The organism is Micromonospora coriariae, from assembly GCF_900091455.1.
Taxonomy (GTDB): Bacteria; Actinomycetota; Actinomycetes; order Mycobacteriales; family Micromonosporaceae; genus Micromonospora; species Micromonospora coriariae.
In genome coordinates this window covers 4676354-4701587 of sequence record NZ_LT607412.1, presented here as the reverse complement: position 1 = coordinate 4701587, position 25234 = coordinate 4676354, and the positions used below count along the sequence as shown (strand labels likewise).

General features: G+C 71.8%; 26 protein-coding genes. 9 read left to right on the top strand and 17 right to left on the bottom strand.

Annotated elements, in window-relative coordinates; genetic code table 11:
- Positions 1-18: 18 nt before the first annotated feature.
- The 5 genes from GA0070607_RS21970 to mug are packed head-to-tail and all read left to right on the top strand — an operon-like array spanning position 19 to position 3674.
- Positions 19-942 carry a TIGR04222 domain-containing membrane protein gene (locus GA0070607_RS21970; protein WP_089019881.1) on the top strand — a complete coding sequence of 308 codons (924 nt, stop codon included), beginning with the start codon at positions 19-21 and terminating at the stop codon, positions 940-942.
- A complete protein-coding gene (locus GA0070607_RS21965; protein ID WP_089022009.1) occupies positions 939-1757 on the top strand; it encodes a DUF692 domain-containing protein in 819 nt (272 codons plus the stop codon). The genes GA0070607_RS21970 and GA0070607_RS21965 overlap by 4 nt, the downstream gene beginning before the upstream one ends.
- A complete protein-coding gene (locus GA0070607_RS21960) occupies positions 1754-2326 on the top strand; it encodes a hypothetical protein (protein ID WP_231930120.1) in 573 nt (190 codons plus the stop codon). The genes GA0070607_RS21965 and GA0070607_RS21960 overlap by 4 nt, the downstream gene beginning before the upstream one ends.
- A complete protein-coding gene (locus tag GA0070607_RS21955; protein WP_089019880.1) occupies positions 2311-3072 on the top strand; it encodes an SDR family oxidoreductase in 762 nt (253 codons plus the stop codon). The genes GA0070607_RS21960 and GA0070607_RS21955 overlap by 16 nt, the downstream gene beginning before the upstream one ends.
- Positions 3069-3674 (top strand): G/U mismatch-specific DNA glycosylase, encoded by a 606-nt coding sequence (gene mug / locus GA0070607_RS21950; protein ID WP_089019879.1) that lies wholly within the window; start codon positions 3069-3071, stop codon positions 3672-3674. The genes GA0070607_RS21955 and mug overlap by 4 nt, the downstream gene beginning before the upstream one ends.
- 26 nt (positions 3675-3700) lie before the next feature.
- Here mug and GA0070607_RS21945 read toward each other — a convergent pair whose 3' ends face one another.
- The 3 genes from GA0070607_RS21945 to GA0070607_RS21935 all read right to left on the bottom strand — a co-directional run bounded on the left by GA0070607_RS21945 (position 3701) and on the right by GA0070607_RS21935 (position 6832).
- A complete protein-coding gene (locus GA0070607_RS21945) occupies positions 3701-5677 on the bottom strand; it encodes an ABC transporter ATP-binding protein (protein WP_089022008.1) in 1977 nt (658 codons plus the stop codon).
- Between the two features lie 113 nt (positions 5678-5790).
- The gene (locus tag GA0070607_RS21940) at positions 5791-6558 is read right to left on the bottom strand and encodes an enoyl-CoA hydratase/isomerase family protein (RefSeq protein WP_089019878.1); all 768 of its coding nucleotides are present in this window, start codon (positions 6556-6558) and stop codon (positions 5791-5793) included.
- A gap of 46 nt (positions 6559-6604) precedes the next feature.
- A complete protein-coding gene (locus tag GA0070607_RS21935) occupies positions 6605-6832 on the bottom strand; it encodes a helix-turn-helix domain-containing protein (RefSeq protein ID WP_074312753.1) in 228 nt (75 codons plus the stop codon).
- Positions 6833-7051: 219 nt separating this feature from the next.
- Here GA0070607_RS21935 and GA0070607_RS21930 point away from each other — a divergent pair, with 219 nt between their 5' ends.
- The gene (locus GA0070607_RS21930) at positions 7052-7651 is read left to right on the top strand and encodes a cadmium resistance transporter (protein WP_231930118.1); all 600 of its coding nucleotides are present in this window, start codon (positions 7052-7054) and stop codon (positions 7649-7651) included.
- An 85-nt stretch (positions 7652-7736) separates the two neighbouring features.
- Here the strand turns inward: GA0070607_RS21930 and GA0070607_RS21925 are convergent, their stop codons facing one another.
- Positions 7737-9341 carry an ABC-F family ATP-binding cassette domain-containing protein gene (locus GA0070607_RS21925; RefSeq protein ID WP_089019876.1) on the bottom strand — a complete coding sequence of 535 codons (1605 nt, stop codon included), beginning with the start codon at positions 9339-9341 and terminating at the stop codon, positions 7737-7739.
- Positions 9342-9603: 262 nt separating this feature from the next.
- On the opposite strand from GA0070607_RS21925, the gene ypfJ reads away from it, so the two are divergent.
- Positions 9604-10524: a KPN_02809 family neutral zinc metallopeptidase gene (gene ypfJ / locus GA0070607_RS21920; protein ID WP_089019875.1), complete on the top strand. Its 921-nt coding sequence runs from the start codon at positions 9604-9606 to the stop codon at positions 10522-10524.
- Between the two features lie 108 nt (positions 10525-10632).
- On the opposite strand, the gene GA0070607_RS21915 is transcribed toward ypfJ, so the two are convergent.
- From GA0070607_RS21915 to GA0070607_RS21870, 10 genes are all read right to left on the bottom strand, one after another.
- Positions 10633-11319 (bottom strand): acVLRF1 family peptidyl-tRNA hydrolase, encoded by a 687-nt coding sequence (locus GA0070607_RS21915; protein WP_089019874.1) that lies wholly within the window; start codon positions 11317-11319, stop codon positions 10633-10635.
- A gap of 123 nt (positions 11320-11442) precedes the next feature.
- Positions 11443-12066 (bottom strand): LysE family transporter, encoded by a 624-nt coding sequence (locus GA0070607_RS21910; RefSeq protein WP_089019873.1) that lies wholly within the window; start codon positions 12064-12066, stop codon positions 11443-11445.
- A 257-nt stretch (positions 12067-12323) separates the two neighbouring features.
- Positions 12324-12785 carry a metal-sulfur cluster assembly factor gene (locus tag GA0070607_RS21905; RefSeq protein WP_089019872.1) on the bottom strand — a complete coding sequence of 154 codons (462 nt, stop codon included), beginning with the start codon at positions 12783-12785 and terminating at the stop codon, positions 12324-12326.
- Positions 12782-13255: a Fe-S cluster assembly sulfur transfer protein SufU gene (sufU, locus tag GA0070607_RS21900; RefSeq protein ID WP_089019871.1), complete on the bottom strand. Its 474-nt coding sequence runs from the start codon at positions 13253-13255 to the stop codon at positions 12782-12784. Before sufU ends, GA0070607_RS21905 begins: the two co-directional genes overlap by 4 nt.
- Positions 13255-14559: a cysteine desulfurase gene (locus tag GA0070607_RS21895; protein ID WP_089019870.1), complete on the bottom strand. Its 1305-nt coding sequence runs from the start codon at positions 14557-14559 to the stop codon at positions 13255-13257. Before GA0070607_RS21895 ends, sufU begins: the two co-directional genes overlap by 1 nt.
- A gap of 20 nt (positions 14560-14579) precedes the next feature.
- Complete coding sequence (sufC, locus tag GA0070607_RS21890) at positions 14580-15353, bottom strand: Fe-S cluster assembly ATPase SufC (RefSeq protein ID WP_089019869.1); 774 nt, start codon at positions 15351-15353, stop codon at positions 14580-14582.
- Positions 15353-15679, bottom strand: a complete 327-nt coding sequence (locus GA0070607_RS21885; protein ID WP_074312767.1) for a non-heme iron oxygenase ferredoxin subunit — start codon at positions 15677-15679, stop codon at positions 15353-15355. Before GA0070607_RS21885 ends, sufC begins: the two co-directional genes overlap by 1 nt.
- The gene (sufD, locus tag GA0070607_RS21880; RefSeq protein WP_089019868.1) at positions 15679-16821 is read right to left on the bottom strand and encodes a Fe-S cluster assembly protein SufD; all 1143 of its coding nucleotides are present in this window, start codon (positions 16819-16821) and stop codon (positions 15679-15681) included. The genes GA0070607_RS21885 and sufD overlap by 1 nt, the downstream gene beginning before the upstream one ends.
- 98 nt (positions 16822-16919) lie before the next feature.
- Positions 16920-18350 carry a Fe-S cluster assembly protein SufB gene (sufB, locus tag GA0070607_RS21875; RefSeq protein ID WP_074312771.1) on the bottom strand — a complete coding sequence of 477 codons (1431 nt, stop codon included), beginning with the start codon at positions 18348-18350 and terminating at the stop codon, positions 16920-16922.
- The gene (locus tag GA0070607_RS21870; RefSeq protein WP_089022007.1) at positions 18347-19069 is read right to left on the bottom strand and encodes a helix-turn-helix transcriptional regulator; all 723 of its coding nucleotides are present in this window, start codon (positions 19067-19069) and stop codon (positions 18347-18349) included. Before GA0070607_RS21870 ends, sufB begins: the two co-directional genes overlap by 4 nt.
- Before the next feature lie 176 nt (positions 19070-19245).
- Here GA0070607_RS21870 and GA0070607_RS21865 point away from each other — a divergent pair, with 176 nt between their 5' ends.
- Positions 19246-20211 carry a COX15/CtaA family protein gene (locus tag GA0070607_RS21865; RefSeq protein WP_172899079.1) on the top strand — a complete coding sequence of 322 codons (966 nt, stop codon included), beginning with the start codon at positions 19246-19248 and terminating at the stop codon, positions 20209-20211.
- Between the two features lie 91 nt (positions 20212-20302).
- Here the strand turns inward: GA0070607_RS21865 and GA0070607_RS21860 are convergent, their stop codons facing one another.
- The 3 genes from GA0070607_RS21860 to GA0070607_RS21850 all read right to left on the bottom strand — a co-directional run bounded on the left by GA0070607_RS21860 (position 20303) and on the right by GA0070607_RS21850 (position 22820).
- Positions 20303-21223, bottom strand: coding sequence for an ATP-grasp domain-containing protein (locus GA0070607_RS21860; protein ID WP_089019866.1), 921 nt, complete (start codon positions 21221-21223; stop codon positions 20303-20305).
- A 14-nt stretch (positions 21224-21237) separates the two neighbouring features.
- Positions 21238-21573, bottom strand: coding sequence for a hypothetical protein (locus GA0070607_RS21855; RefSeq protein WP_089019865.1), 336 nt, complete (start codon positions 21571-21573; stop codon positions 21238-21240).
- A gap of 293 nt (positions 21574-21866) precedes the next feature.
- Complete coding sequence (locus GA0070607_RS21850; protein ID WP_089019864.1) at positions 21867-22820, bottom strand: heme o synthase; 954 nt, start codon at positions 22818-22820, stop codon at positions 21867-21869.
- 265 nt (positions 22821-23085) lie between these two features.
- Between GA0070607_RS21850 and tkt the strand changes: the two genes are divergently transcribed.
- Positions 23086-25224 carry a transketolase gene (gene tkt / locus GA0070607_RS21845; protein WP_089019863.1) on the top strand — a complete coding sequence of 713 codons (2139 nt, stop codon included), beginning with the start codon at positions 23086-23088 and terminating at the stop codon, positions 25222-25224.
- Positions 25225-25234 lie beyond the last annotated feature (10 nt).

Here is a 25234-nt window from a genome sequence, read left to right as displayed (position 1 = left end):
CGGCGACAGGAGCAGCCAATGATCGACCTCGCCGCGTCGGGCGACACCTGGGGCATCCCCGGCCCGACCTTCCTGCGGCTCTACCTCGTGGCGACCGCCGTGGTGGTCGCGCTCGCGGTGTGGCACCGGCTCCGCCGGCCGGCCGGCGCCCCGGGCAGCGTGTCGGAGCCGCTCAGTCCGCAACAGGCCGCGTACCTCAACGGCGGTCCCCGCCTCGCTGTGCACGCCGCGGTCGGCGGCCTGCGCGGTACTGGCGCGATCGGCGTCGGCCCGGACCGCCGGCTGCTCACCACCGGCCCGGCGCCGACCGGGCTCACCCCGCTGGACCAGGCGGTGCACTGGGCCGCCCACCAGCGTGCCCGAGCCGGCGACCTGCCTGGGGACCAACGGGTCCGCACCGCGCTCGACCAGCTCCGCGCCGGGCTCGAACAGCGCGGACTGCTGCTGAGCCACGAGCGGCGCGCCGCCGCCCGGCACTGGACCCTGGGCCTCGTCGGCCTGCTGGCCATCGGCGGATACCGGCTCTTCGCCGGGCTCTCCAACGGGCGCCCGGTCGGCTACCTGCTGCTCGCCATGGTCGCGGTGCTGGCGGCGTTGTTGGTGCTGTGGCGGGTGCCCGAGACCACCCGGGCCGGTCGCGTTGCCCTGCGCGACCTGCGCCGCCAGCACACCCACCTGTCCCCCGCCTCGTCCCCCGCGTTCGCCACCTACGGTGCGGCAGGGGCGGCGATGGGCGTGGCGTTGTACGGCACCGTGTCGCTGTGGGCACTCGACCCGGGCTTCGCCGAGCAGGCCGAGATCCAGCGCCAGGCGGCGGCCAGCGGCGGCTGGTCGTCGGGCTCCAGCGGCGGCACGTCGGGCGACGGCGGGGGCAGCTCGTGCAGTGGTGGCAGCTCGTGCGGCGGTGGCGGTGGATGCGGCGGCGGAGGGTGCGGCGGATGACCGGTCCGTACGGCGTCGGCATCGGCTGGCGCCCGGAGATCGCCGGCTTCGTGGCCGAGCTGCCCGGTCTGCGCTTCGTCGAGGTGGTGGCCGAGTCGGTGCCCGCGACCGGGCCGCTCCCGCCGGGCCTGGCACAGCTTCGCGAGCGCGCGGTGACCGTCGTACCGCACGGGGTGCGGCTCTCCCTCGGCGGCGCCGAGCCGGTCGACCCGGCCCGGATTGCCCACCTGGCCGCGGTGGCACAGCGGGTCGACGCCCCGCTGGTCAGCGAGCACATCGCCTTCGTCCGGGCCGGCGGCCTGGAGGCCGGGCACCTGCTGCCGCTGCCGCGCAGCCGGGAGGCGGTCGACGCGGTCTGCGCCAACGTCGCCCGTGCGCAGGCCGACCTGCCGGTGCCCATCGCGCTGGAACCGATCGCCGCACTGGTGGACTGGCCCGACGACGAGTTGGACGAGGCGGACTTCCTCACCGAGATCCTGGACCGGACCGGGGCGCTGCTACTGCTGGACGTGGCGAACGTGTACGCCAACGCCCGCAACCGGGGCTCCGACCCGCTGGCCCTGCTGGACCGGCTGCCCCTGGACCGGGTCGGATACGTGCACGTGGCCGGGGGCGCGGAGCGTGGCGGCTTCTACCACGACACGCACACCGACCCGGTGCCGCCGGCGGTGCTGGAGCTGGTCGGCGCGCTCTGCGCCCGGCGGCGACCGCCAGCGCTGCTGCTGGAGCGCGACGGTGACTACCCGCCCGCGGCCCAGCTCCGCGCCGAACTGGACGCCCTGGCCGCCGCCGCGGGATTCCCGGCCGTGACATGACCGGCGCGTCACCACCCACCGGCAACGGCCCGTCGGCCGCCGCCGACCCGCCCACGGGCCGGCTCGCCGAACGGCAGGCGGAGCTGGTCGCCGCGCTGGTAGCCGGGGGGCCGTCGCCGGCCGGGTTCGCACCGGCGCCGCTGGCCGCCACCCGGGCGGCGCTGCTACGCAAGCGGGCCGGCGAGGTGGCCCGGCACTGGCCGCTGCTCGCCGCCGGCCTCGGCGAGGGCTGGCCGTCGACCTTCGCCGGCTGGGCCGCCAACCGTCCCACCGCCGGGTCGCTGCGCGACGGCTGGGATCTGGCCAGGACGCTACGCGAGCGGGACGCACTGCCACCGGCGGGCGCGGAGGAACTGGTCACCCGGGAGGCGGGCCTGCGCTACGACGGACGCGAGGCGCCGCGTCTCCGTCGGCTGCCGGCGGTGGCCCGCGCCGGCGGCGCCGTCGCGGTGCAGATCGCCGGCAGGGTACGCCTGCTGCGTCCCGCCGGACGTCCACCGCCGCCGCAGTCCACTGGTGGCGACGGCGTACCGGATGCGGCAGGATCGGCGACATGGATCTCGGACTGACCGACCGGGTGTACGTGCTCACCGGCGCCTCCCGCGGCCTGGGTTACGCGACGGCGCAGTGCCTGGTCGCCGACGGGGCCCGGGTGGTGCTCTCGGCCCGGGACGCCGACGCGGTGGCCGCCGCCGCCGAGCGGCTGGGGGGACCGGAGCGGGCGGTCGGCCTGGCCGCGGACCTGGCCGACCCGCAGACCCCCGGGCAACTCGTCGCGGCGGCCCGGGAACACTTCGGTCGCCTCGACGGTGCGCTCATCTCGGTCGGCGGTCCGCCCGCGGGCAACGCCGCGTCGGTCACCGACGAGCAGTGGCGGCAGTCCTTCGAGACCGTCTTCCTGGGCACCGTCCGCGCGGTACGCACGGTCGCCGACGCGCTGCCCGAGGGCGGCGCGATCGGGCTGGTGCTCTCCACCTCGGCCCGCGGCCCGGTGCCCGGCCTGGGCATCTCGAACGGCCTGCGGCCCGGTCTGGTGGGGGTCGCCAAGGACGTCGCCGACGATTACGGCCCGCGTGGCGTGCGGGTGGTCGGCCTGCTGCCCGGCCGGATCCTGACCGACCGCAACCGGGAACTGTTCGCCATGACCGGCGACCCGGAGCGGGCCCGAACGGAGGCGGAGGCCGGCATTCCGCTGCGGCGCATCGGCGACCCGGCCGAGTTCGGTCGCGTGGCCGCGTTCGTGCTCTCCCCCGCCGCGAGCTACCTGACCGGCCTCACCGTGCCGGTCGACGGTGGCGCGCTGCGCGGGCTGTGACGCCCGACGCGGTCCGACGAGCCAGCGGCGCCGCCGGGCACCCCCGGCCGACCCGGGCGGAGCTGGCCGCCGCCGCGGACCGGACAATCCCCGACGTTCTCGCGCCGGGGTTGGCTGTGCTCTTCGTCGGCATCAACCCCGGTCTCTGGTCGGCCGCGACCGGTTGGCACTTCGCCCGGCCCGGCAACCGGTTCTGGCCCGCGCTGCACAGGGGAGGATTCACCCCTCGGCTGCTGCACCCGAGCGAGCAGGACGAGCTGCCCTCCCTCGGCCTCGGCATCACCAACATGGCCGCCCGGGCCAGCGCCCGCGCCGACGAGCTGACCACCGAGGAACTGCTCGACGGTGCCCGGCTGCTCACCGCCACTGTGGACCGGTACCGGCCGCGCTGGGTGGCGGTGGTGGGTGTGACGGCGTACCGGATCGGGTTCGGCCGGCCCAAGGCCGCCTTCGGGCCGCAGCCGGAGTCGCTGGCCGGGGCACGGCTGTGGGTACTGCCCAATCCGAGCGGGCTGAACGCACACTTCACGCCGGAGACCCTGGGCGCCGCGTTCGCCGAGTTGCGCCTGGCGACCGGCCTACCGGACCGCCGCCCGGGCTGACCCGGTGCGCCGCCGGGGCCGGTGGGTCAGTTCGCCGCGGCCGGCGGCAGTGCCTCGTCGGCGACGTAGGTGCCCAGCGGCATGATCACCGGTTCGGGGCCGGTCGCGTCCACGTACGGGGTGGGCGAGTCGGCGACCGCGAACTGGGTCCGGTACAGCTCGGCGTAGAGCCCGCCGACCGCGACCAGCTCCTCGTGCCGCCCGCGCTCGACGATCCGCCCGCCGTCCAGGACCAGGATCTGGTCGGCGTCGCGGACGGTGGAGAGCCGGTGCGCGATCACCAGAGCGGTCCGCCCGGCCAGCGCCACCGACAGCGCCCGCTGCACCGCCGCCTCGCTCTCCGAATCCAGGTGTGCCGTCGCCTCGTCCAGGATCACGATCGACGGGGCCTTGAGCAGCAGTCGGGCAATCGCGATGCGCTGCTTCTCGCCGCCGGAGAACCGGTAGCCACGCTCCCCCACTGTGGTGTCCAGCCCGTCGGGCAACGACCGGACCAGGTCAGCGACCTGGGCGCCGGCCAGCGCGGCCCAGATCTCGTCATCGGTGGCGTCCGGCCTGGCGTAACGCAGGTTCTCCGCGATCGTCTCGTGGAACAGGTGCGAATCCTGGGTGACGACGCCGATCTCGTCGCGCAGGGAGGCGAGCGTCGCGTCGCGCACGTCCACACCGCCGACCAGCACCTGCCCGTCGCTGACGTCGTAGATCCGTGAGATCAGCATGGACAGCGTCGACTTGCCGGCGCCGGACGGGCCGACCAGGGCGACCATCTGCCCCGGCTCGACGCTGAACGAGACTCCCTTGAGCACCGGCTCGTTGACGGTGCGGTCGAGCGTGGCCACCTCCTCGAGCGAGGCGAGGGAGATCTCGGCGGCGCTCGGGTAGCGGAACCGCACATCGCGGAAGTCGACCCGGCCGGCGCCCCGGGGCACCGGCACCGCGTCGGGCTTCTCCACGATGCCCGGCTTCAGGTCCAGCACCTCGAAGACCCGGTCGAAGGAGACCAGCGCGCTCATCACGTCCACCCGGACGTTGGAGAGCGCGGTCAGCGGGCCGTACAGGCGGGTGAGCAGCAGCGCCAGAGTCACCACGGTGCCCGCGCTGACACCGCCGGTCACTGCGAGCCAGCCGCCGAGGCCGTAGGTGAGGGCCTGGGCCAGCGAGGCAACCAGCAGCATCGCCACGAAGAAGGTCCGCGAGTACATGGCGGACTGGATGCCGATGTCGCGCACCCGCTCGGCCCGGCCGGCGAACCGGCGGGCCTCGATCTCGGGCTGGCCGAAGAGTTTCACCAGCAGCGCGCCGGCCACCCCGAACCGCTCGGTCATCGTCGCGTTCATCTTGGCGTCGAGGTTGTACGCCTCGCGGGTGATGTCGGCGAGCCGCCGGCCGACCCGGCGGGCCGGAATGATGAAGATCGGCAGCAGCACCAGCGAGAGCGCGGTGATCTGCCAGGAGAGGGTGAACATCACCGCGGCGGTGAGCACCAGCTGGATGACGTTGCTGACCACCCCGGACAGGGTGGAGGTGAACGCCCGCTGGGCGCCGAGCACGTCGTTGTTGAGCCGGCTCACCAGGGCGCCGGTCTGGGTGCGGGTGAAGAACTGCAACGGCATCCGCTGCACGTGGTCGTAGACCCGGGTGCGCAGGTCGAGGATGATGCCCTCGCCGATCCGGGCGGAATACCAGCGCTGGGCCAGCGAGAGCAGCGCGTCGGCGACCGCCAGCGCGGCGATGAACAGAGCCAGCTTGACCACCAGCCGGCCGGCCTCGGTGCCGCCCCGGTTGATCGCGTTGATCACGTCACCGGCGAGCACCGGGGTGGCCACGCCGATGATGGCGGCCAGCACCACGGTGGCCAGGAAGACCACTATGTCGCGCCGATAGGGCTGGGCGAAGGCGACGATCCGCCGGGCCACCCCGTGCTTCAGCCGGTGGGTGGAGACCTCGTCCCGGTTACGCATCGACCGGAGCATGCTCCAGCCCGCCATGCCACCGCCGGACATCGGGTTGGACACCGCTCACCTCCGGGTCGTCGGGCAGACCTCATCGTCAGGCCAATTCTCCCGACGACTGTGACAACCTCGGTCGTAACCCGGATCTTCCCGTACGGTCCTTACTATTCTCCCTGGCCGGCGAGGTCGCGCAGCCGGCGGGTCTGTGCCTCCCGCTCGGCGCGCTGCTGGTCGGCGTGCGACCGCCCGGGCGCCCCCGCGAGCAACGCCTTGATCTCCACCACCGCGTCACGGGCGCCGGCGAGCAGGCCGGCGGTCAGGTCACCGACCGCGCCGTCCAGCTCGGTCGGCGGCACGACAAGGGTGGCCAGCCCGATCCGGTCCGCCTCGGCGGCGTCGATCCGACGGCCGGTCGCGCAGATCTCCAGCGCCCGGGCATAGCCGACCAGCTCGACGAGCCGCTTCGTGCCGGCCAGGTCGGGCACCAGACCGAGGGTCACCTCGGCCATCGACAGCTTCGCGTCGGTGGTCAGGACCCGCAGGTCACAGGCGAGCGCGAGCTGGAACCCGGCGCCGATCGCGTGACCCTGCACGGCCGCCACAGAGATGACGTCCGGGCGGTGCAGCCACGTGAAACCGGCCTGGAACTCGGCGATCCGGGCCGCGCACTCCTGCTCGGGCAGCGTGGCCAGCTCGGCGAAGGACCCCGGGCCGGAAGCGCCGGCCACGGAGAGGTCGAGACCGGCGGAGAAGGCACGCCCCTCGCCCCGGACGACGACCACCCGCACGTCACCGGGCAGGTCGCGGGAGAAGTCGCTCATCGCCCGCCACATCGCGGGGGTCTGGGCGTTGAGCACGTCGGGCCGGCACAACGTCACAGTGGCAACCGGCCCGTCGCAGGTCAGCCGAACCCCGGTCGCCTCGGCGGTCACCGGGCGGCCCGGGGAGCGGCGCTGTCGGACGACGCTGGGGGGCGGGTCACGCCTTCTTGCGGCGCCGGGCACCGCCGCGCTGGCGCAGCTGCACCCCGGACTCGGTGAGCACTCGGTGGATGAACCCGTAGGAACGGCCGGTCGAGGCCGCGAGCGCGCGGATGCTCTCCCCCGAGGTGTACCGCTTTACCAGGTCCTTGGCGAGCGTCTGACGCTCGGCTCCGATGATCCGGCGACCCTTCTCAGTGCTGGTGGCTGTGCCAGTGGCTGCCATGCTGTGTCCTCACGTCCCAGACTGTGCGGTTCGGATACGGTCCCACCTATTAGACCGCCTCGAACGATCATGCGCCAGATATCAACTCTTCGCCAACCGACACGCTATGCAATGTCAGCTTCCCGATAGAGTGATCCTGGCGATCGGTCCCGTCGCACCGGCCGGGCGTACCATCATCGCCGTGCGACGATGCCCGTCGACGACCCGTACCCTGCGGTCGTGATCGACCTGTTGGGCACCGCCGCCGGGGCGGCCGTGGTCTTCGCGGCCACCGACATCGACGACATCGTCATCCTGACGCTGTTCTTCGTCACCGCCCGGCGCACCGGCCGACCGCGGGCCCGGCAGATCGTGGCCGGGCAGTACCTCGGCATCGGCACGCTGGCGCTGGCCAGCGTGGTGGTCGCCGCGGGCCTGCTGGTGGTGCCCGACCCGTGGACCGGGCTGCTCGGGCTGCTGCCGATCGCGCTCGGGATCCGCGCCCTCGTCCACCGTGACGGCGACGAGGAACCCGTCGTGGTGGCCTCCACACTCGGGGTGGCGGGGGTGACGATCGCGAACGGCGCCGACAACGTGGCCGTCTACGTACCCGTGTTCCGGGCCCTCGGCCCCGCCGACAGCGCGGTCTTCCTGCTGGTCTTCGTGCTGCTCATCGCGCTGTGGTGCGCCGCCGCGGCCTGGCTGGGCGGGCACCCCGGGACTGTCCGGCTGGTCGAACGCGCCGGCCACTGGCTGGTGCCGGCGATCTTCGTCGGCATCGGGGTGGTGATCCTGGTCGGCTCCGGCGTGCTCGGCCGGCTGGTCGACCTGCTCGGCTGAGCGCGGCCGGTGTGTAAGGAAGGGCCCCTTCTTATCGCGAGGCGATAAGAAGGGGCCCTTCCTTACGTGCGGCGACCGGGAGCGGTCAGGCCAGCTCGACCAACTCGAGCAGGTCGTCGCTCCACGCGTCCTCGTCGCCGTCCGGCAGCAGGATGGCCCGGTCCGGCTTGAGCGCCAGCACCGCGCCCGGGTCGTGGGTGACCAGCACGATCGCTCCCGGGTAGTTGGCGATCGCGTCCAGCACCTGCTCCCGGCTGACCGGGTCGAGGTTGTTCGTCGGTTCGTCGAGCAGCAGCACGTTGGCGCCGGAACAGACCAGGGTGGACAGGGCCAGCCGGGTCTTCTCGCCGCCGGAGAGCACCCCGGCCGGCTTGTTCACGTCGTCCCCGGAGAAGAGGAACGCACCGAGAATCTTGCGCAGGTCGGTGTCGGACTGCTCGACGGCGGCCGCGCGCATGTTCTCCAGCACCGTCCGCTCCACGTCCAGCGTCTCGTGCTCCTGGGCGTAGTAGCCGAGGCGCAGCCCGTGCCCGGCGTGCACCTCGCCGGTGTCTGGCGTCAGCAGGCCGCCGAGCATCCGCAGCAGCGTCGTCTTGCCGGCGCCGTTGAGCCCCAGGATGGCCACCCGGGAGCCGCGGTCCACCGCCACGTTGACGTCGGTGAAGATCTCCAGTGAGCCGTACGACTTGGACAGGCCGGTCGCGGTCAGCGGGGTCTTGCCGCACGGCGCGGGGCTGGGGAAGCGCACCTTGGCCACCCGGTCGGCGACCCGTACCTCCTCCAGGCCGGAGATCAGCTTCTCGGCCCGGCGGGCCATGTTCTGCGCGGCGACGGTCTTGGTGGCCTTGGCCCGCATCTTGTCGGCCTGCGCCATCAGGGCGCCGGCCTTCTTCTCCGCGTTGGCCCGCTCCCGGCGGCGGCGCCGCTCGTCGGTCTCGCGCGCCTCCAGGTACGCCTTCCAGCCCAGGTTGTAGACGTCGACCACGGACCGGGTGGCGTCGAGGAACCAGACCTTGTTGACCACCGACTCCAGCAGCGCGCCGTCGTGGGAGATCACGATCAGGCCGCCCTTGTGGTTGGCGAGGAAGCCCCGCAGCCAGGTGATCGAGTCCGCGTCGAGGTGGTTGGTCGGCTCGTCGAGCAGCAGGATGCCGCCGCCGTTCTCGCCGGCGTCCCGGAACAGGATCCGGGCCAGCTCGATGCGCCGTCGTTGACCGCCGGAGAGGGTGCCGATGGTCTGCGCCAGCGCGCGGTCCGGCAGGCCGAGGTTGGCGCAGATCCGCGCGGCCTCGGCCTCGGCCGCGTACCCGCCCAGGGCGGCGAACTGGTCCTCCAGGGCGCCGTAGCGGCGGACCAGCTTCTCGTCGGCGTCCTCGGCGAGCCGGGCCTCGACCTCCTGCATCTGGGACATCAGCACGTCCAGGCCGCGCGCGGAGAGCACCCGGTCGCGGCCGGTCACCTCCAGGTCGCCGGTACGCGGGTCCTGCGGCAGGTAGCCGATGGCGCTGCGCTGGTCGATGTGCCCGGCGTACGGCTGCCCCTCGCCGGCGAGCACCTTCAGCGTGGTGGTCTTGCCGGCGCCGTTGCGACCGACCAGGCCGATCCGATCACCGGGCTGCACCCGCAGGGTGGTGTCGGACAGCAGGATCCGGGAACCGGCACGCAGCTCCAGGCCGGTGGCAGTGATCATTTCTTCGGGCTCGCTCTCGGGGTCTGGAAGGCTGACTCGGGGCACGCGAAACGGCCGGCGGGCTCAAGGGGCCCGGCGGCGCGGGGCGGTTCAGCCTTCGCAGCGCAGCACCCAACCAGTGTACCGGGCGCTCCCGGGTGCCCCTCCCGGATTACCGATCAAGATCATCGGGTACCGGACCGGATGTCCGGACCCGGTCCGGCACTCGATGGACGAAACGACACATAAAGACACTCACCGGCATACGGCGATCGGGGTCAGCATGGAACTCAACGAGCGGGCCGAAATCGACACCTCCCAGGTCAACGACGTGGGCCGCGGCGGCGGATCTGGCGGCGGCTTCGGCATCCCGATCCCCGGAGGCGGCGGTCGAGGCGGCATCATCGGCATCGTGGTGGCCGTGCTCATCGCGCTGCTCGGCGGCGGCTTCGGCCTCAACGCCGTGACCAACGGCGACGAGGGCGGTCAGGCCGGCGGCACCGACCTGGAGCAGTTGTGCTCCCGCGACAACCCCGAACGTCTCGACGACGCGCGCTGCCGCAACGCGCTCTACGTCAACAGCATCCAGGCCTACTGGCAGAAGGCGTACCCGGAGCTGGGCAACGGAAAGTACGAGCCGACCGACACCAACTTCTTCCAGGCCGCCGTGAGCACCGGCTGCGGGCAGGCCGACTCGGGCGTCGGCCCGTTCTACTGCCCCGCCGACAAGCAGGTGTACATCGACCTGAGCTTCTACGACGAGCTGGCCTCCCGGTTCGGCGCCAAGGGTGAGTTCGCTCAGCCCTACGTGCTCGCCCACGAGTATGGACACCACATCCAGAACCTGCTCGGCACAAACGCGAAGGCCGGCCAGGGCGACCAGAGCGGCCCCCGCTCCGCCTCTGTACGGCTGGAGTTGCAGGCCGACTGCTACGCCGGCGCCTGGGCCAGGCACGCCACCGAGAGCAAGGACAAGACCGGCCAGGAACCGCTGTTCAAGTCCATCACCCAGGCAGACATCAGCGAGGCCGTGCAGGCCGCCGAGGCGATCGGCGACGACAGCATCCAGGAGCGCTCCGGCGGGCGGGTCAACCCCGACCAGTTCACCCACGGCACGTCCGAGCAGCGCAAGCGCTGGTTCACCCAGGGCTACGACCGCGGCGACCCGAAGGTCTGCGACACCTTCGGCACCAACCAGCTCTGACGGTCCGCCGCGCCGACTCGGGCGCCTCGACGGCCGGTACCGACCGTCGGGGCGCCCTTCGCGTGACAAGGTTCTCGGATGCTTCCCGCACCACTCGTCACGGCAGGGTCAGTCGGACGGGGCGGGATCGCGGACCAGGACGCGGACGGCCCGGGCGGCCGCCACCGCGGCGACCAGCACGGCGTGTCGGGGCTCGGGAACGTCGAGCAGCCGGTCGGCCCGCAGCGCGGCGAGCGGGGCCAGGCGCCGATCGGTGAGGATGCCGTCGACCGTGCGCCGGTCACCGCCGGCCACCACGGCGTCGAGCGTGCCGGCCTCCGGCAGCAGCAGCCGTACCGCCAACTCGACCGCCTCGCCGAGAGCGGCCTTCGCCTGGTTGTCCCGCCGACGGGCGAAGCGGTGCTGGGACCAGCCACCAGCGGCGGTACGGCCCTGCACGTAGCGGCTGTCCACCTTGGAGATTACGAGGTCCTCCCCCGCCGCGACGCCCACGGCCACCGCGCTCTTGCGCGCCAGCAACAGGCCGATCCGCCGTGGCGCGGCGGCGGCGGCGAGAAAGCCCGCCAGGTCCCCGCCGACTTTCGTGCCGGCAGACGCACTCAGGTCGCCGGCGGCGCCGGGCGGGGCGTGCAGCTCCGCGGTGGCGCCGTCGGGGGCGGTGAGCAGCAGACCGTACCCCTGGGCAGTCACGGTGGGCGGACCGTGCCGTTCGGCGAAGCCCTCGACCCAGCGACCGAGCCGAGCCGGATCAACCTCGACCCAGCGCCCACCACCGGCAGCAGGTCGGCTAGACATCCCCCGAACCTACGGCACCACCGCCCACCCCCGCGCCGCCCCCTCCGCTGATCATGAAGTTAGCGTCACGACACGCCGGGATCGACGACGCTAACTTCATGATCAGCGGAGGTGGCGGGGGCGTCAGGTGGAGAGGAGGACGGTCAGGGCCAGGATGGTGATGATGGCGCTGGACGTGATGGCGATGGCCCGCCGGCCGCGGGTGCCGGTGAGGATCCGGCCGACCAGGGTGCCGCCGCCGGCGATGAGCAGCTGCCAGCTCGCCGATGCCATGAACGCGCCGAGCACGAACAGCACGGCCGTCGACACACCCGGATCGGCGGCGTCGCCCCGGCCGAGCACCAACGCGGCGAAGTAGACCACCGTCGCCGGGTTGAGCAGTGTCAGCGCCAGAATGCCGGCGAAGGCGCGCAACGGGGTGTCCAGCCCGCGACGGCTCCGCGCACCGGTCACCGGCGCGGGCCGCAGGGCGCGCCACGCGGTGTGCGCGGCCAGCGCGAGCAGCACCGCGGCGGCCACCATCCGCAGTGGGCCGGCCACCGGCTCGACGACGCCCGCCACAGCCGCACCAGCGACGGCGGCGACAGCGGCATACAGGCCGTCGGCGGTCGCGACGCCCAGCGCCCCGGCCGCGCCGACCCGGAACGAGGTACGGGCACTGAGCCCCAGGATGAGTACCGCGATCGCCCCGACCGGGATCGCGACGCCGTAACCGGCCACGAGGCCGGCGAGGAACGCCCCGGTCACGGTCGTCGGCGCCGGGTCGAGGCGCGACGGGGAAGCACGCGCTGTCGGCGCTCGGCAATGGCCGCGCCGACAGGAAGCTGCATCCGGTACGCCTCGATCATGCGCTCATCCTGGGTGGCCCACTCCATCCCACGCCAGCGCATTTCCGCCGCACCACCACGTGCCCCGCACCCGCACCCGCGCGGGGCGCGGCGGGAACGCGTCGAGCGCGGCACCCGTGACGGGTACCGCGCTCGATGCTGCCAACCGGAGTCGGCTCAGACGTTGAAGCCGAGGGAACGGAGCTGGTCCCGACCCTCGTCGGTGATCTTGTCGGGCCCCCACGGCGGGAGCCACACCCAGTTGATCCGGATGTCGTTGACCAGGCCGCCGCCGGGCCCGGTGGTCAGCGCCTGTCGGGCCTGGTCCTCGATCACGTCGGTCAACGGGCAGGCCGCCGAGGTGAGCGTCATGTCCAGGGTCGCGACGTTCTCGTCGTCGACGTGCACCCCGTACACCAGGCCCAGGTCGACCACGTTGATGCCGAGCTCCGGGTCGACGACGTCCTTCATCGCCTCCTCGATGTCGGCGATCATCGCCTTGCTGACGCCGGTCGCCGGGGCGGCGGTCTCGCCGGCACCCGGCGCCGCGACACCGTCGGTCGTCGCGGCACCGGTCTGCGACGCCGTGGCGTCACCAGCCTCGGGCGTCGCTTCGGTAGCCGTGTTCTCGCTGCTCATGCCTTCACCTCCGGGCTCACGCCCACACCGGCGCGTGCCGCGGCGTCCTTGAACGCCATCCACGGCAGCAGCGCGCACTTGACCCGAGCGGGGTAGCGGGCCACACCCGCGAAAGCCACCCCGTCACCGAGCACGTCCTCGTCCGGCGTGACCTGGCCACGGCCGGACATCAACTCGACGAACGCCTCGTGCACCTCGAAAGCTTCCCCGGCGCCCCGACCACGCAGCAACTCGTGCAGCACGCTCGCCGACGCCTGGCTGATCGAACAGCCCATCCCGTCGTACGAGATATCGTGCAGCACCGCGCCGTCGGTGGCCACCCGGACGGTGACCTCGTCGCCGCAGGTCGGGTTGACGTGGTGCGCCTCGGCGACCTGGTCGTCCGCGTCGGCGGCGTCGCGCAGGCCACGCCCGTGCGGATGCTTGTAGTGATCCAGGATGATCTCCTGGTAGAGCTGGTCGAGTTGCATCAGTCGAACACCTTCCGCACCTGCTCCAGACCGGCCACCAGAGCGTCGATCTCCTCGGTGGTGGTGTAGAGGTAGAACGAGGCCCGGGTCATCGCCGGGACACCGAACCGGCTGCACACCGGCTTCGCGCAGTGGTGGCCCACCCGCACCTGCACACCGAGCGAGTCGAGCACCTGACCCACGTCGTGCGGGTGCACGTCACCCAGTGCGAAGGAGATGGTGCCGCCCCGGCCCACCGGCACGGTGGGGCCGAAGATCCGCAGGTCGCGCACCGATCCGAGGGCTTCCAGCGCGTACGCCGTCAGCTCCTTCTCGTGCCACTGGATGGCCCGCATCCCGATCCCGGTGAGGTAGTCCACCGCCGCGCCGAGCGCGACCGCCTCGGCGATCGGCGGGGTCCCGGCCTCGAACCGGGCCGGCGGAGCGGCGAACGTCGACCGGGCCATGGTGACCGTCTCGATCATCGAGCCGCCGCCGAACACCGGTGGCATCGCCGCCAGCAGCTCGGCCCGGCCCCAGAGCACACCGACGCCGGTCGGGCCGCACATCTTGTGCCCGGTGAAGACGATGTAGTCGGCGTCCAGGTCGACCACGTCGACGGGCAGGTGCGGCACCGACTGCGAACAGTCCAGCAGCAGCAGCGCCCCCACCTCACGGACCCGCGCGGTGATCCGGGCCGTGGCGTTGATCGTGCCGAGGATGTTCGACACGTGCACCAGCGAGACGATCTTCGTCCGCTCGGTGACCAGGTCGTCCAGGCCCGACTCGTCCAGCCGGCCCTGGTCGGTGACCGGGAACCAGCGCAGGGTCGCGCCGGTGCGCTCGCAGAGCAGCTGCCACGGGACGATGTTCGAGTGGTGCTCCATCTCGGAGATCACCACCTCGTCGCCGGGGCCGAGGCGGAACCGTGGGTCGGCGTCGGGGCGCAGCGAGGCGTTGGAGAACGCGTACGCCACGAGGTTGATCGCCTCGGTGGAGTTCTTGGTGAACACCACCTCGTCCGGGCTCGACGCGTTGAGGAACGCGGCGACCTTGGCCCGCGCCCCCTCGTACGCCTCGGTCGCCTCGGTGCCGAGGGTGTGCACCGAGCGCGACACGTTGGCGTTGTGCCGCGCGTAGTGCTCCCCGAGCACGTCGAGCACCTGCCGGGGCTTGTGCGAGGTGTTGGCGCTGTCGAGGTAGACCAGCGGGTGCCCGTTGATCTCCCGATCGAGGATCGGGAAGTCGGCGCGCACCCGGGCCACGTCGAAACGCGGCACGTCGTCGTACTGCGGCATCCCCGGGGGGATCGCGATGCTGGTCATCTCGGCAGCGCCTCTCCCGCTCAGGCCTTGGCCGTGCCGGCCCCGGCGGCGTACCGCTCGTAGCCCTCGGCCTCGAGCTTGTCGGCCAGCTCCGGGCCGCCCTGCTCGACGATCCGGCCGGCCACGAAGACGTGCACGAAGTCCGGCTTGATGTAGCGCAGGATCCGGGTGTAGTGGGTGATCAGCAGCACGCCGGTGTCGCCGTTGTCGCGGACCCGGTTGACGCCCTCGCTGACCACGCGCAGCGCGTCCACGTCGAGGCCGGAGTCGGTCTCGTCGAGGATCGCGATCTTCGGCTTGAGCAGCTCCAGCTGGACGATCTCGTGCCGCTTCTTCTCACCGCCGGAGAAGCCCTCGTTGACGTTGCGCTGGGCGAACGCCGGGTCCATCTGGAGGCGCTCCATGGCACCGCGCAGCTCGCCGCCCCAGGTGCGCAGCTTCGGGGCCTCGCCGTCGATGGCGGTCTTCGCGGTGCGCAGGAAGTTCGCCACCGAGACGCCGGGGACCTCGACCGGGTACTGCATGGCCAGGAAGAGGCCGGCGCGGGCCCGCTCGTCGACGGTCATGGCGAGAACGTCCTCGCCGTCGAGCGTCACCGTGCCGCCGGTGATCTCGTACTTGGGGTGGCCGGCGATCGAGTACGCCAGGGTGGACTTGCCGGAGCCGTTCGGGCCCATGATCGCGTGGGTCTCACCGGAGCGGACGGTCAGGTCGACGCCCGACAGGATCGGCTTGAGCTCACCCTCGGGCAGCTTGACCGACACCTTCAGGTCGCGGATCTCCAGGGTGCTCATTATCGGGTCACTCCATTACTCGGCGTCAGGCTGAGGTAGATGTCGCCGTCGCGGACTTCGACGGGGTAGACGGGTACGGGTTCGGTGGCCGGCAACCCGGAGGGCTGCCCGGTGCGCAGGTCGAAACGCGAGCCGTGCAGCCAGCACTCGAGCGTGCAGCCGTCGACCTCACCCTCGGAGAGGGCGACCGAGGCGTGCGAGCACTCGTCGTAGGCGGCGTAGAACTGGCCGTCCTCGCCGTGCACCAGCGCGATCGGGGTGCCGTCGACATCCGCGCTGATCGCGGTGCCCTTCGGCACATCCTCGGTGGAGCAGATCCGGATCATCAGGCGCCAGCCTTGGTCAGCCGGGCCTCGATCGCGTCGCCAAGACGCTCCCGCAGCGACTCCACCGGGATCTTGTTGATCAGCTCGGCGAAGAAGCCGCGAACCACCAGGCGGCGGGCCTCGCCCTCCGGGATACCCCGGGCCATCAGGTAGAAGAGCTGCTCGTCGTCGAAGCGGCCGGTCGCGCTGGCGTGGCCGGCGCCGGCGATCTCGCCGGTCTCGATCTCCAGATTGGGTACGGAGTCCGCCCGCGCGCCGTCGGTGAGCAACAGGTTCCGGTTGATCTCGTACGTGTCGGTGCCGGTCGCCTCGGCCCGGATCAGCACGTCGCCCACCCAGACGGTGTGCGCGTCCTCGCCCTGCAGGGCGCCCCGGTAACCGACGTAGCTGCGGCAGTCCGGCACGCTGTGATCCACCAGTTGCCGGTGCTCCAGGTGCTGGCCGGAGTCGGCGAAGTAGACGCCGTACAGCTCGGCCTCGCCACCGCGGCCGGTGTACTCCACCGACGTGTACTGCCGGACCAGGTCACCGCCGAGGCTGACCTGGACGTGCGTCACCCGGGCGTCCCGACCCAGCTTGATCTTCAGGTGCTGTGCCTGCACCGCGTCGTCGGCCCAGTCCGCGACGGTGACCAGGGTCAGCTTCGCGCCGTCGGCCACGGAGACCTCGACGTTGTCGGCCAGGGTCGCCGAGCCGACGTGCTCCAGCACCAGGGTCAGCTCGGCGAACCGGCCCACCTCGACGAAGGTGTGCCCGAAGGCCACGCCCTCGGCGCTGTCACCGACCACCCGCAGGCTCACCGGCGCACCCACCACCACGTCGCTGGCCACACTGAGCAGCAGCGCCTGGCCGGCACCGCCGTAGGCGAGCGCGCTGACCCGGTCGACCGGGGTGAGCACGCTGCCCACCCGCGGGTCGTCGGTGCCGATCCGCTCGACGGCCACGCCCTCGGGCAGGTCGCCGTACTCGTGCCGGATCGTGCCGGTGGCGGCCTGTGGCTCACCGGCGAGCCCGCGCAGCCGCTTGAGCGGGGTGAAACGCCACTCCTCCTCCAGGCCGGTGAGGGCCGGAAAGTCAGCGACGTCGTACGAGCGCAGCGCCTGCGACTTGGTGCTGGGCGGCGCGGAAGCCTGGGTAGTCATGTCTTCCTTGGTCTGTTCTACGGTTAATCGGAGGGTCGGACGGGCTGGTCGCGACGCGGAGCGGCGGGTGGGCCACCGCGAGAGTCGGCCGGCCGGGGTCAGCCGACCGCGCCCTCCATCTGGAGTTCGATCAGCCGGTTCAGCTCCAGGGCGTACTCCATGGGGAGTTCCTTGGCGATCGGCTCGATGAAGCCACGCACGATCATGGCCATCGCCTCGTCCTCGCTCAGGCCCCGGCTCATCAGGTAGAAGAGCTGGTCGTCACTGATCTTGGAGACGGTCGCCTCGTGCCCCATCGACACGTCGTCCTCGCGGATGTCGACGTACGGGTAGGTGTCCGAGCGGGAGATGGTGTCCACCAGCAGCGCGTCGCACTTGACAGTGCTCCGGCTGTGGTGCGAACCCTCCAGCACCTGCACCAGGCCCCGGTACGAGGTGCGGCCGCCGCCCCGGGCGATCGACTTCGACACGATGGTCGAGGAGGTGTGCGGCGCGGCGTGCACCATCTTGGCGCCGGCGTCCTGGTGCTGGCCCTCGCCGGCCATGGCCACCGAGAGCACCTCGCCCTTGGCGTGCTCGCCGGTCATGTAGACCGCCGGGTACTTCATGGTCACCTTGGAGCCGATGTTGCCGTCGACCCACTCCATGGTCGCGCCCTCGTGGCACACGGCGCGCTTGGTGACCAGGTTGTAGACGTTGTTCGACCAGTTCTGGATGGTCGTGTAGCGGCAACGCGCGTTCTTCTTGACGATGATCTCCACGACCGCGCTGTGCAGCGAGTCGGAGGAGTAGAGCGGCGCGGTGCAGCCCTCGACGTAGTGCACGTACGCACCCTCGTCGACGATGATCAGCGTCCGCTCGAACTGGCCCATGTTCTCCGTGTTGATCCGGAAGTAGGCCTGCAGCGGGATCTCCACGTGCACACCCTTCGGCACGTAGATGAACGAGCCACCGGACCATACGGAGGTGTTCAGCGCTGCGAACTTGTTGTCGCCGACCGGGATCACCGTGCCGAAGTACTCCTTGAACACGTCCTCGTGCTCGCGCAGCGCGGTGTCGGTGTCCAGGAAGAGGACGCCCTGCTCCTCAAGGTCCTCACGGATCTTGTGGTAGACGACCTCGGACTCGTACTGCGCCGCGACGCCGGCGACCAGCCGCTGCTTCTCCGCCTCCGGGATGCCCAGCCGGTCGTAGGTGTTCTTGATGTCCTCCGGCAGGTCCTCCCAGCTGGTGGCCTGCTTCTCGGTGGACCGCACGAAGTACTTGATGTTGTCGAAGTCGATCCCGGTGAGGTCGGCGCCCCAGGCCGGCATCGGCTTGCGGCCGAACAGCCGGAGACCCTTCAGGCGCAGGTCGAGCATCCAGGCCGGCTCGTTCTTCTTCGCCGAGATGTCCCGCACCACCGCCTCGTTGATGCCGCGCTGGGCAACCGCCCCGGCGGCGTCCGGGTCGGACCAGCCGTACTCGTAGCGACCCAGGGCGGCGAGCTGCTCTTCCTGGGTCAGGGGCTGGACGATCTGCTCGGTCATCTATCTGTCCTCACAGTGGTGACGGGATTACCGGATTGAACGCGGCCCGGCTGGGTCGGAATGTGCGTGGTGCACACACCGTCGCCGTGCGCGATGGTGGCCAGGCGCTGCACGTGGGTGCCGACCAGACGGGAGATCACCGCGGTCTCGGCCTCGCACAGCTGGGGAAACTCGGCGGCCACGTGCGCCACCGGGCAGTGGTGCTGGCAGAGCTGGCCGCCGGAGGCGATCGTGGACGCGTTGGCAGCGTAACCCTCGGCGGTGAGCGCCGCGGCGAGTGCCTCCGCTCGCGCGAGCGGGTCGTCGCCGGCGTCCTCCATGGCCGCCTGACAGCGGGACTCGAGGGCGGACACCTGCTCGGTGGCGAACGCCTCGACGGCGTCCGAGCCACCGCTGCGGGCGATCCAGCGCAGGGCGGCGGTGGCCATGTTGTCGTAGTGATGGGTGCCACAGCGGACCCGGGCGGCTTCGGTCAGCAGGAACACCTTGGCCGGACGCCCCCGACCGCGGCTGCCCTGCACGGTCTGCTCGCGGGCGAACACGTCACCGTCGGCGAGCATCGCGTCCAGGTGCCGCCGGATCGCGGCGGGGCTGAGCCCGAGCGCCTCCCCGAGCTGCGCGGCGGTGGTGGCCCCCCGCTCCAGCAGCAGCTGGGTGACCCGGTCCCGGGTGGAGACCTCGGTCGGCGCGGTGCCGCTGAGCGCGGCTGACGTGGTCACGACCGACGCGGACGCGCTCGCCCCGACGGCCGGACCGGCCGTCGGCTGCTGCCCGGAGAGCGCCGCCACGTTTTTCACAACGCCAACGTTACGTAATTACCTCAGGGGCCGCAAACCCGGGCCCCGGTGATCCGAACCACCGAGCCGGCGGAGTCGGACGAACCTCGATCACTACGGTGCGTAGGATTTGCGCCGTGAACCGATACGTCCGTCCGGTCTCCGGCACCCTGCTGCGCCGCCTCGCGCTCACCTCGATCATCGCGAACGTGGGCATCGTCGTCACCGGCGGGGCCGTCCGGTTGACCGCCTCGGGCCTCGGCTGCCCGACCTGGCCCCGGTGCACGGACGCGTCGTACGTCGCGACGTCGGAAATGGGCGGGCACGGGGTGATCGAGTTCGGCAACCGGATGCTGACCTTCGCGGTGGGCCTGATCGCGCTGGCCACCGTGCTGGCCGTGCTGGCCCACCGGCCACGCCGGCCCGGGCTGCTGGCGCTGGCCGTCGCGGTCTTCCTGGGCATTCCCGCCCAGGCCGTGGTCGGCGGTCTCACCGTGCTCACCAACCTCAACCCGTGGGTGGTCGGGCTGCACTTCCTCGCCTCGATGGCGGTCATCGCCGCCGCGTACGCCCTGTGGCGGCGGATCGCCGACCCGGACGGGCCGACGGTCGCCGTGGTCCCGGCGCCGCTGCGCGCGCTGGCCCGGGTCACCACGGGCGTCGCGGTGGCGGTGCTGGTCATCGGCACCTGGGTCACCGGCAGCGGCCCACACGCCGGCGACCAGGGCGCGGCCCGCAACGGCCTGGACCCGGAGTCGATCTCCCAGGTGCATGCCGACAGCGTCTTCCTGCTGATCGGTCTCTCGGTGGCGCTGATCTTCGCGTTCCGCGCGGTCGGCGCACGGCGGGCCACCCGGGCCGCCGTCGTCCTGCTCGCCGTGGAGCTGGGTCAGGGCCTCATCGGCTTCGTGCAGTACTTCACCCACGTGCCGGCCGTCCTGGTCGGCGCACACATGCTCGGCTCCTGCCTGGTGCTGCTGGCCACCCTCTCGGTGCAGTGGTCCACTCGCGAACGCCGCCCGGTCGCCCCCGCACCCTGGGCCGCCGCCCCGGCCGACACCGAAGCAGTCCCGGCCACCGCCTAGCCGCGGCCCCGCCACGCGATCTCGCCGGTCCGTCCGACCCGCGATCCGCGCACCGCCAGGGAAGCGTCGAGGCGGGGACGCCCCGCGAAGGTCAGCCGCGACGGGCCAGGTGGGTGGTGACGGCCTCGGCGAGGCGGTCGGGTGCGCCGTCGGCGTAGCCGAGAAAGAGCGACGGCTCGGTCAGCTCGAGCTCGACCAGGACCGGGGCGCCGTCCGGGCCGGGGATCAGGTCGACCCGGGCGTAGAGCAGCTGCGCCGTGCCGCCCGGTACCACCGCCAGGGTCTTCTCCGCCACCGCCAGCTGCGCCGGGGCCGCGGTGCGGGCGGTGATCTCCTCGGCCTTGTAGAGCCCGTCCGGGCCGGGGTCCGGCCCGGTCAGCATCGGGCCCTTGCGGATCGCGTGGCTGAACGCGAGCCCGTCCGGACCGGCCAGGAAGAGCAGTGCCGTCTCGCCCTCGGTGTCGACCGCCGTCAGGTACGGCTGGACCATCGTCACCCGACGGGCGTCGGAGAGCCGGCGTACGTGCGCCGCGGCGAGTTGCCGGTGCTCCGGGTCGGCCAGGTCGTACCGGCCGGTGTCCTGGCTGCCCGCGCTGACCGCCGGCTTGATCACGTACTCGCCGGTGTCGGCCGGCGGCAGCCAACTCTCCCCGGGCCCGACCCAGGATGTCGGCACGGTCGGCACACCGGCCGCGCTGAGCTCGGCGAGGTAGCGCTTGTCGGTGTTCCACCGCACCACCTCGGCCGGGTTGACCAGCGCCGGTACGGAGGAGGCCCAGGCGACGAACTCGTCGCGGCGCAGCGCGTAGTCCCACGGTGAGCGGAGCACTACCAGGTCGTAGGAGGACCAGTCGACGTCGGCGTCGTCCCAGACGACCGCCTCGGCGGCGATCCCCCGGGCGGCGAGCGGGGCGAGGACCAGCCGGTCGTCCGGGTCGAGGTCGACGAGTTCGGTGCAGGTGACGAGAGCGACCCGGGGTTCCCCCCGGGTCGACTGATAGTGGTTGGTCAATTCAGGTATCTATCTCAGCGGGCCATAGTGCGTCGGGCCATCGACCGCCAGAGGTCGTTGCTCGGACGCATCTGGTCCATCAGTTCACGCTCCCAGGCGTTCTCGACGGTGACTCCCGCCTTGGCGCACGCCTCCCGCGCGGTGACGGTGTCGTCGGCGAACTGGTCGCCCCACTCACCGTCGGTACCTACGAGGACGATTCGCGCGCCACGCTTGCCGACGTACTCGATGACCGCCTTCGCTCCGCCGTGTCCGGCGGCGAACGCCCTGAGGCCCGCGACCAGGCCGTGGGGCGCCTGCTCGCCGGCGGTCTGCTCGGCCGTCAGCGTCGTATCGGAACCATCTGCCATGACGCGAAGCCTAAGCAGAGTTGCACTCGGACGGGCGAGAACCATGCAGCTTTTGTGATGCCAATTACCTACAGGTTTAAGGAACACCACAGGTTAACTGTCCGGTTTTATCCGGACTTTTCAGCGCAGAACACGCGGTTAAATCAGGACCCAATCCCCGCAGGTTGAGCCGATCCGGCTCATGCCGAAAGTTACGCTGATGTGACGTTAAACCCGGACAACTCATCCATGACCGTGATTAGTCGAAGAATTGCCATCCACACTTACGGGCGGAGCCCCGCGGCAGGGCAGGGTCAGATCAGGGCGTCGACCGCGACGGCCACGAAGAGGATGGTCAGGTACGTCGTCGACCAGTGGAACAGCCGCATCGGCTTGACCGCCTCGCCGCGCGTCGCCCGCCGGCAGAGCCGGTGCGCCTCGACCAGGAAGATGGCGCCCACCACCAGGGTCGGCACGCCGTAGATCGCGCTGAGCCCCAGCGGCCAGACCGCGAGGGAGGTGAGCACGGTGAGCCAGGCGAAGATCAGGATCTCGGCGTTCACCCGGCGGGTGGAGGCCACCACCGGCAGCATCGGGATCCCGGCCCGGGCGTAGTCGTCCTTGTACTTCATGGCGAGGGGGTAGAAGTGCGGCATCTGCCAGAAGAAGACCACCGCGAACAGCCCCCAGGCGGCCGGCGCCAGCGAGCCGGTCACCGCCGCCCACCCGATCAGCACCGGCGCGGCCCCGCAGGCCCCGCCCCAGAAGGTGTTCGTCGGGGTGGAGCGCTTGAGCCACAGGGTGTAGACGAGGTCGTAGTAGGCGATCGCGGCGAGGGTCAGCCCGGCGGCCAGCAGGTTGGTGAGCGCCGCCATCAGGGCGACCGAGACCGCCGCCAGCACGAGACCGAAGATCAGCGCGCTCCGCGGCGACACGGTGTGCGCCGGCAGCGGACGGCGCTTGGTACGCCGCATCAACTGGTCGATGTCCCGGTCGATGTAGCAGTTGAGCACGCTGGCCGCGCCCGCGGCGAGCGAGCCGCCGACCAGCACCACGGCCATCAGCCACAGCGACGGCAGACCGCCTTCGGCGAGCATCATCGCCGGGATGGTGGTGACCAGCAGCAGCTCGACGATTCGCGGCTTGGTGAGCGCCACGTACGCCGAGAGGATCGCGCGCACGTCCCGCCGCGCCACCGGACCCTCGACCGCCCGCGCCGGGGGGTGCCCGGCAGGGTTGCTCGCGGGGCGCTCGGTGATCATGCTCACGGATTGCCACCTTCCGGCATCGGCACGGGGAGATCGGATCGGCGGGACCCGCTCGGGGTCCGCATACCGACCCACACACTACGCGTTGTCGTTTTGGCTGCCCGGCCGACCCGACAACGGTGCGGGCCGTCACACCACCGGGTTGAACGACGCGACGCGCCGCTACGTACCGCACACCATGCAGAGATCCCCGGGCGGACGTTTAGTCACGCTCGATAGGGTCACCAGTGAGGGTTCCGCCCATCTGCCGAGGAGCACAACCATCGTGGCTGCCAACCGACCCGAGCACTCCGCACTCAACTGGTCCGACCTCGACCGCCGGGCCGTCGACACCGTCCGCGTGCTGGCCATGGATGCCGTGGAAAAATCCGGCAACGGCCACCCGGGCACCGCGATGAGCCTGGCGCCCGCGGCCTACCTGCTCTTCAACCGGGTCATACGGCACAACCCGGCCGACCCGAACTGGCCCGGCCGGGACCGGTTCGTGCTGTCGGCCGGACACTCCAGCCTGACCCTCTACATCCAGTTGTTCCTCTCCGGTTACCCGATGAGCCTGGCCGACCTGCAGTCGCTGCGGCAGTGGGGCTCGCTCACCCCGGGCCACCCGGAGCACGGGCACACCCCGGGCGTGGAGACCACCACCGGCCCGCTCGGGCAGGGCCTGGGCAACGCGGTCGGCATGGCGATGGCGGCCCGCCGCGAGCGCGGCCTGTTCGACCCGGAGACCGAGCCCGGCGCGTCGGTCTTCGACCACGACATCTGGTGCATCGTCTCGGACGGTGACATCGAGGAGGGCATCAGCCACGAGGCCAGCGCCCTCGCCGGGCACCAGCAGCTGGGCAACCTCACGGTGATCTACGACGACAACGAGATCTCGATCGAGGACGACACCCGGATCGCCAAGAGCGAGGACGTGGCCGCCCGCTACGAGGCGTACGGCTGGCACGTGCAGACGGTCGACTGGCGCAGCGGCGACGCCGACCAGGGCGACTACCACGAGGACGCGGAGGCGCTCTACCAGGCGCTGCTGGCCGCCAAGGCGGAGACCGCGCGTCCCTCCTTCATCGCCCTGCGCACCATCATCGGCTGGCCCGCGCCCAACAAGCAGAACACCGGCAAGATCCACGGTTCGGCGCTCGGCGCCGACGAGGTGAAGGCCACCAAGCGGATCCTCGGCTTCGACCCGGACAAGACCTTCGACGTCGACACGGAGGTGCTCGGCCACGCCCGGAAGGTGATGGGCCGCGGCTCCGCCGCCCAGGAGCAGTGGACCACCGCGTTCGACGCCTGGAAGTCGGCGAACCCGGAGCGCACGGCGCTCTACGAGCGGATGGCCGGCCGGGTGCTGCCCGAAGGCTGGGCCGACGCGCTGCCCACCTTCCCCGCCGACGCCAAGGGCCTGGCCACCCGGGCCGCCTCCGGCAAGGTGCTGGAGGCGCTCGCGCCGGTGCTGCCGGAGCTGTGGGGCGGTTCGGCCGACCTGGCCGAGAGCAACAACACCACCATGAAGGGCGAACCGTCCTTCATCCCGGCCGCGCACGCCACCAAGGACTTCCCGGGCCACGAGTACGGGCGCACGCTGCACTTCGGCATCCGCGAGCACGCCATGGGCGCGATCCTCAACGGCATCGCCCTGCACGGCGGCACCCGCCCGTACGGCGGCACCTTCCTGGTGTTCAGCGACTACATGCGCCCCTCGGTGCGGCTGGCCGCGCTGATGAAGCTGCCGGTGACGTACGTCTGGACGCACGACTCGATCGGCCTCGGCGAGGACGGTCCGACCCACCAGCCGGTGGAGCACCTGACCGCGCTGCGCGCCATCCCCGGCCTGGACGTGGTCCGCCCGGCCGACGCCAACGAGACCGCCTGGGCCTGGCGGCTGGCGCTGGAGCACACCGACCGGCCCACCGCCATGGCGCTGAGCCGCCAGCCGCTGCCGACCCTGGACCGGGACGTCCTGGGCGGCGCGGAGGGGGTCGCCAAGGGCGGCTACGTGCTGGCCGAGGCGTCCAACGGCAAGCCGCAGGTGATCATCGTCGGCACCGGTTCCGAGGTGCAGCTCTGCCTGACCGCCCGGGAGCGCCTGGAGGCCGACGGCACCCCCACCCGGGTGGTGTCGATGCCCTGCCAGGAGTGGTTCTACGAGCAGGACGAGGCGTACCGGGAGTCGGTGCTCCCACGCGGGGTAAAGGCACGGGTGAGCGTGGAGGCGGGCATCGCGATGTCCTGGCGCGGCGTCGTCGGCGACCTCGGCGAGAGCGTCAGCCTGGAGCACTACGGAGCGAGCGCCCCGCACACCGTGCTCTTCGAGCAGTTCGGTTTCACCGGCGACCGGATCGTGGCGGCGGCACACGCCTCGCTGGCCCGGGTGGGCGACATCACCGGTTTCACGACCGGCAACTGAGGGGAGCGTG

Excerpts from the sequence above, each read along its gene's own strand:
- GA0070607_RS21970 (WP_089019881.1), top strand. The coding sequence starts at position 19 with ATGATCGACCTCGCCGCGTCGGGCGACACCTGGGGCATCCCCGGCCCG.
- GA0070607_RS21965 (WP_089022009.1), top strand. The coding sequence starts at position 939 with ATGACCGGTCCGTACGGCGTCGGCATCGGCTGGCGCCCGGAGATCGCC.
- GA0070607_RS21960 (WP_231930120.1), top strand. The coding sequence starts at position 1,754 with ATGACCGGCGCGTCACCACCCACCGGCAACGGCCCGTCGGCCGCCGCC.
- GA0070607_RS21955 (WP_089019880.1), top strand. The coding sequence starts at position 2,311 with ATGGATCTCGGACTGACCGACCGGGTGTACGTGCTCACCGGCGCCTCC.
- GA0070607_RS21945 (WP_089022008.1), bottom strand. The coding sequence starts at position 5,677 with ATGTCCGGCGGTGGCATGGCGGGCTGGAGCATGCTCCGGTCGATGCGT.
- GA0070607_RS21935 (WP_074312753.1), bottom strand. The coding sequence starts at position 6,832 with ATGGCAGCCACTGGCACAGCCACCAGCACTGAGAAGGGTCGCCGGATC.
- GA0070607_RS21925 (WP_089019876.1), bottom strand. The coding sequence starts at position 9,341 with ATGATCACTGCCACCGGCCTGGAGCTGCGTGCCGGTTCCCGGATCCTG.
- ypfJ (WP_089019875.1), top strand. The coding sequence starts at position 9,604 with ATGGAACTCAACGAGCGGGCCGAAATCGACACCTCCCAGGTCAACGAC.
- GA0070607_RS21915 (WP_089019874.1), bottom strand. The coding sequence starts at position 11,319 with ATGTCTAGCCGACCTGCTGCCGGTGGTGGGCGCTGGGTCGAGGTTGAT.
- GA0070607_RS21905 (WP_089019872.1), bottom strand. The coding sequence starts at position 12,785 with ATGAGCAGCGAGAACACGGCTACCGAAGCGACGCCCGAGGCTGGTGAC.
- sufU (WP_089019871.1), bottom strand. The coding sequence starts at position 13,255 with ATGCAACTCGACCAGCTCTACCAGGAGATCATCCTGGATCACTACAAG.
- GA0070607_RS21895 (WP_089019870.1), bottom strand. The coding sequence starts at position 14,559 with ATGACCAGCATCGCGATCCCCCCGGGGATGCCGCAGTACGACGACGTG.
- sufC (WP_089019869.1), bottom strand. The coding sequence starts at position 15,353 with ATGAGCACCCTGGAGATCCGCGACCTGAAGGTGTCGGTCAAGCTGCCC.
- GA0070607_RS21885 (WP_074312767.1), bottom strand. The coding sequence starts at position 15,679 with ATGATCCGGATCTGCTCCACCGAGGATGTGCCGAAGGGCACCGCGATC.
- sufD (WP_089019868.1), bottom strand. The coding sequence starts at position 16,821 with ATGACTACCCAGGCTTCCGCGCCGCCCAGCACCAAGTCGCAGGCGCTG.
- sufB (WP_074312771.1), bottom strand. The coding sequence starts at position 18,350 with ATGACCGAGCAGATCGTCCAGCCCCTGACCCAGGAAGAGCAGCTCGCC.
- GA0070607_RS21855 (WP_089019865.1), bottom strand. The coding sequence starts at position 21,573 with ATGGCAGATGGTTCCGATACGACGCTGACGGCCGAGCAGACCGCCGGC.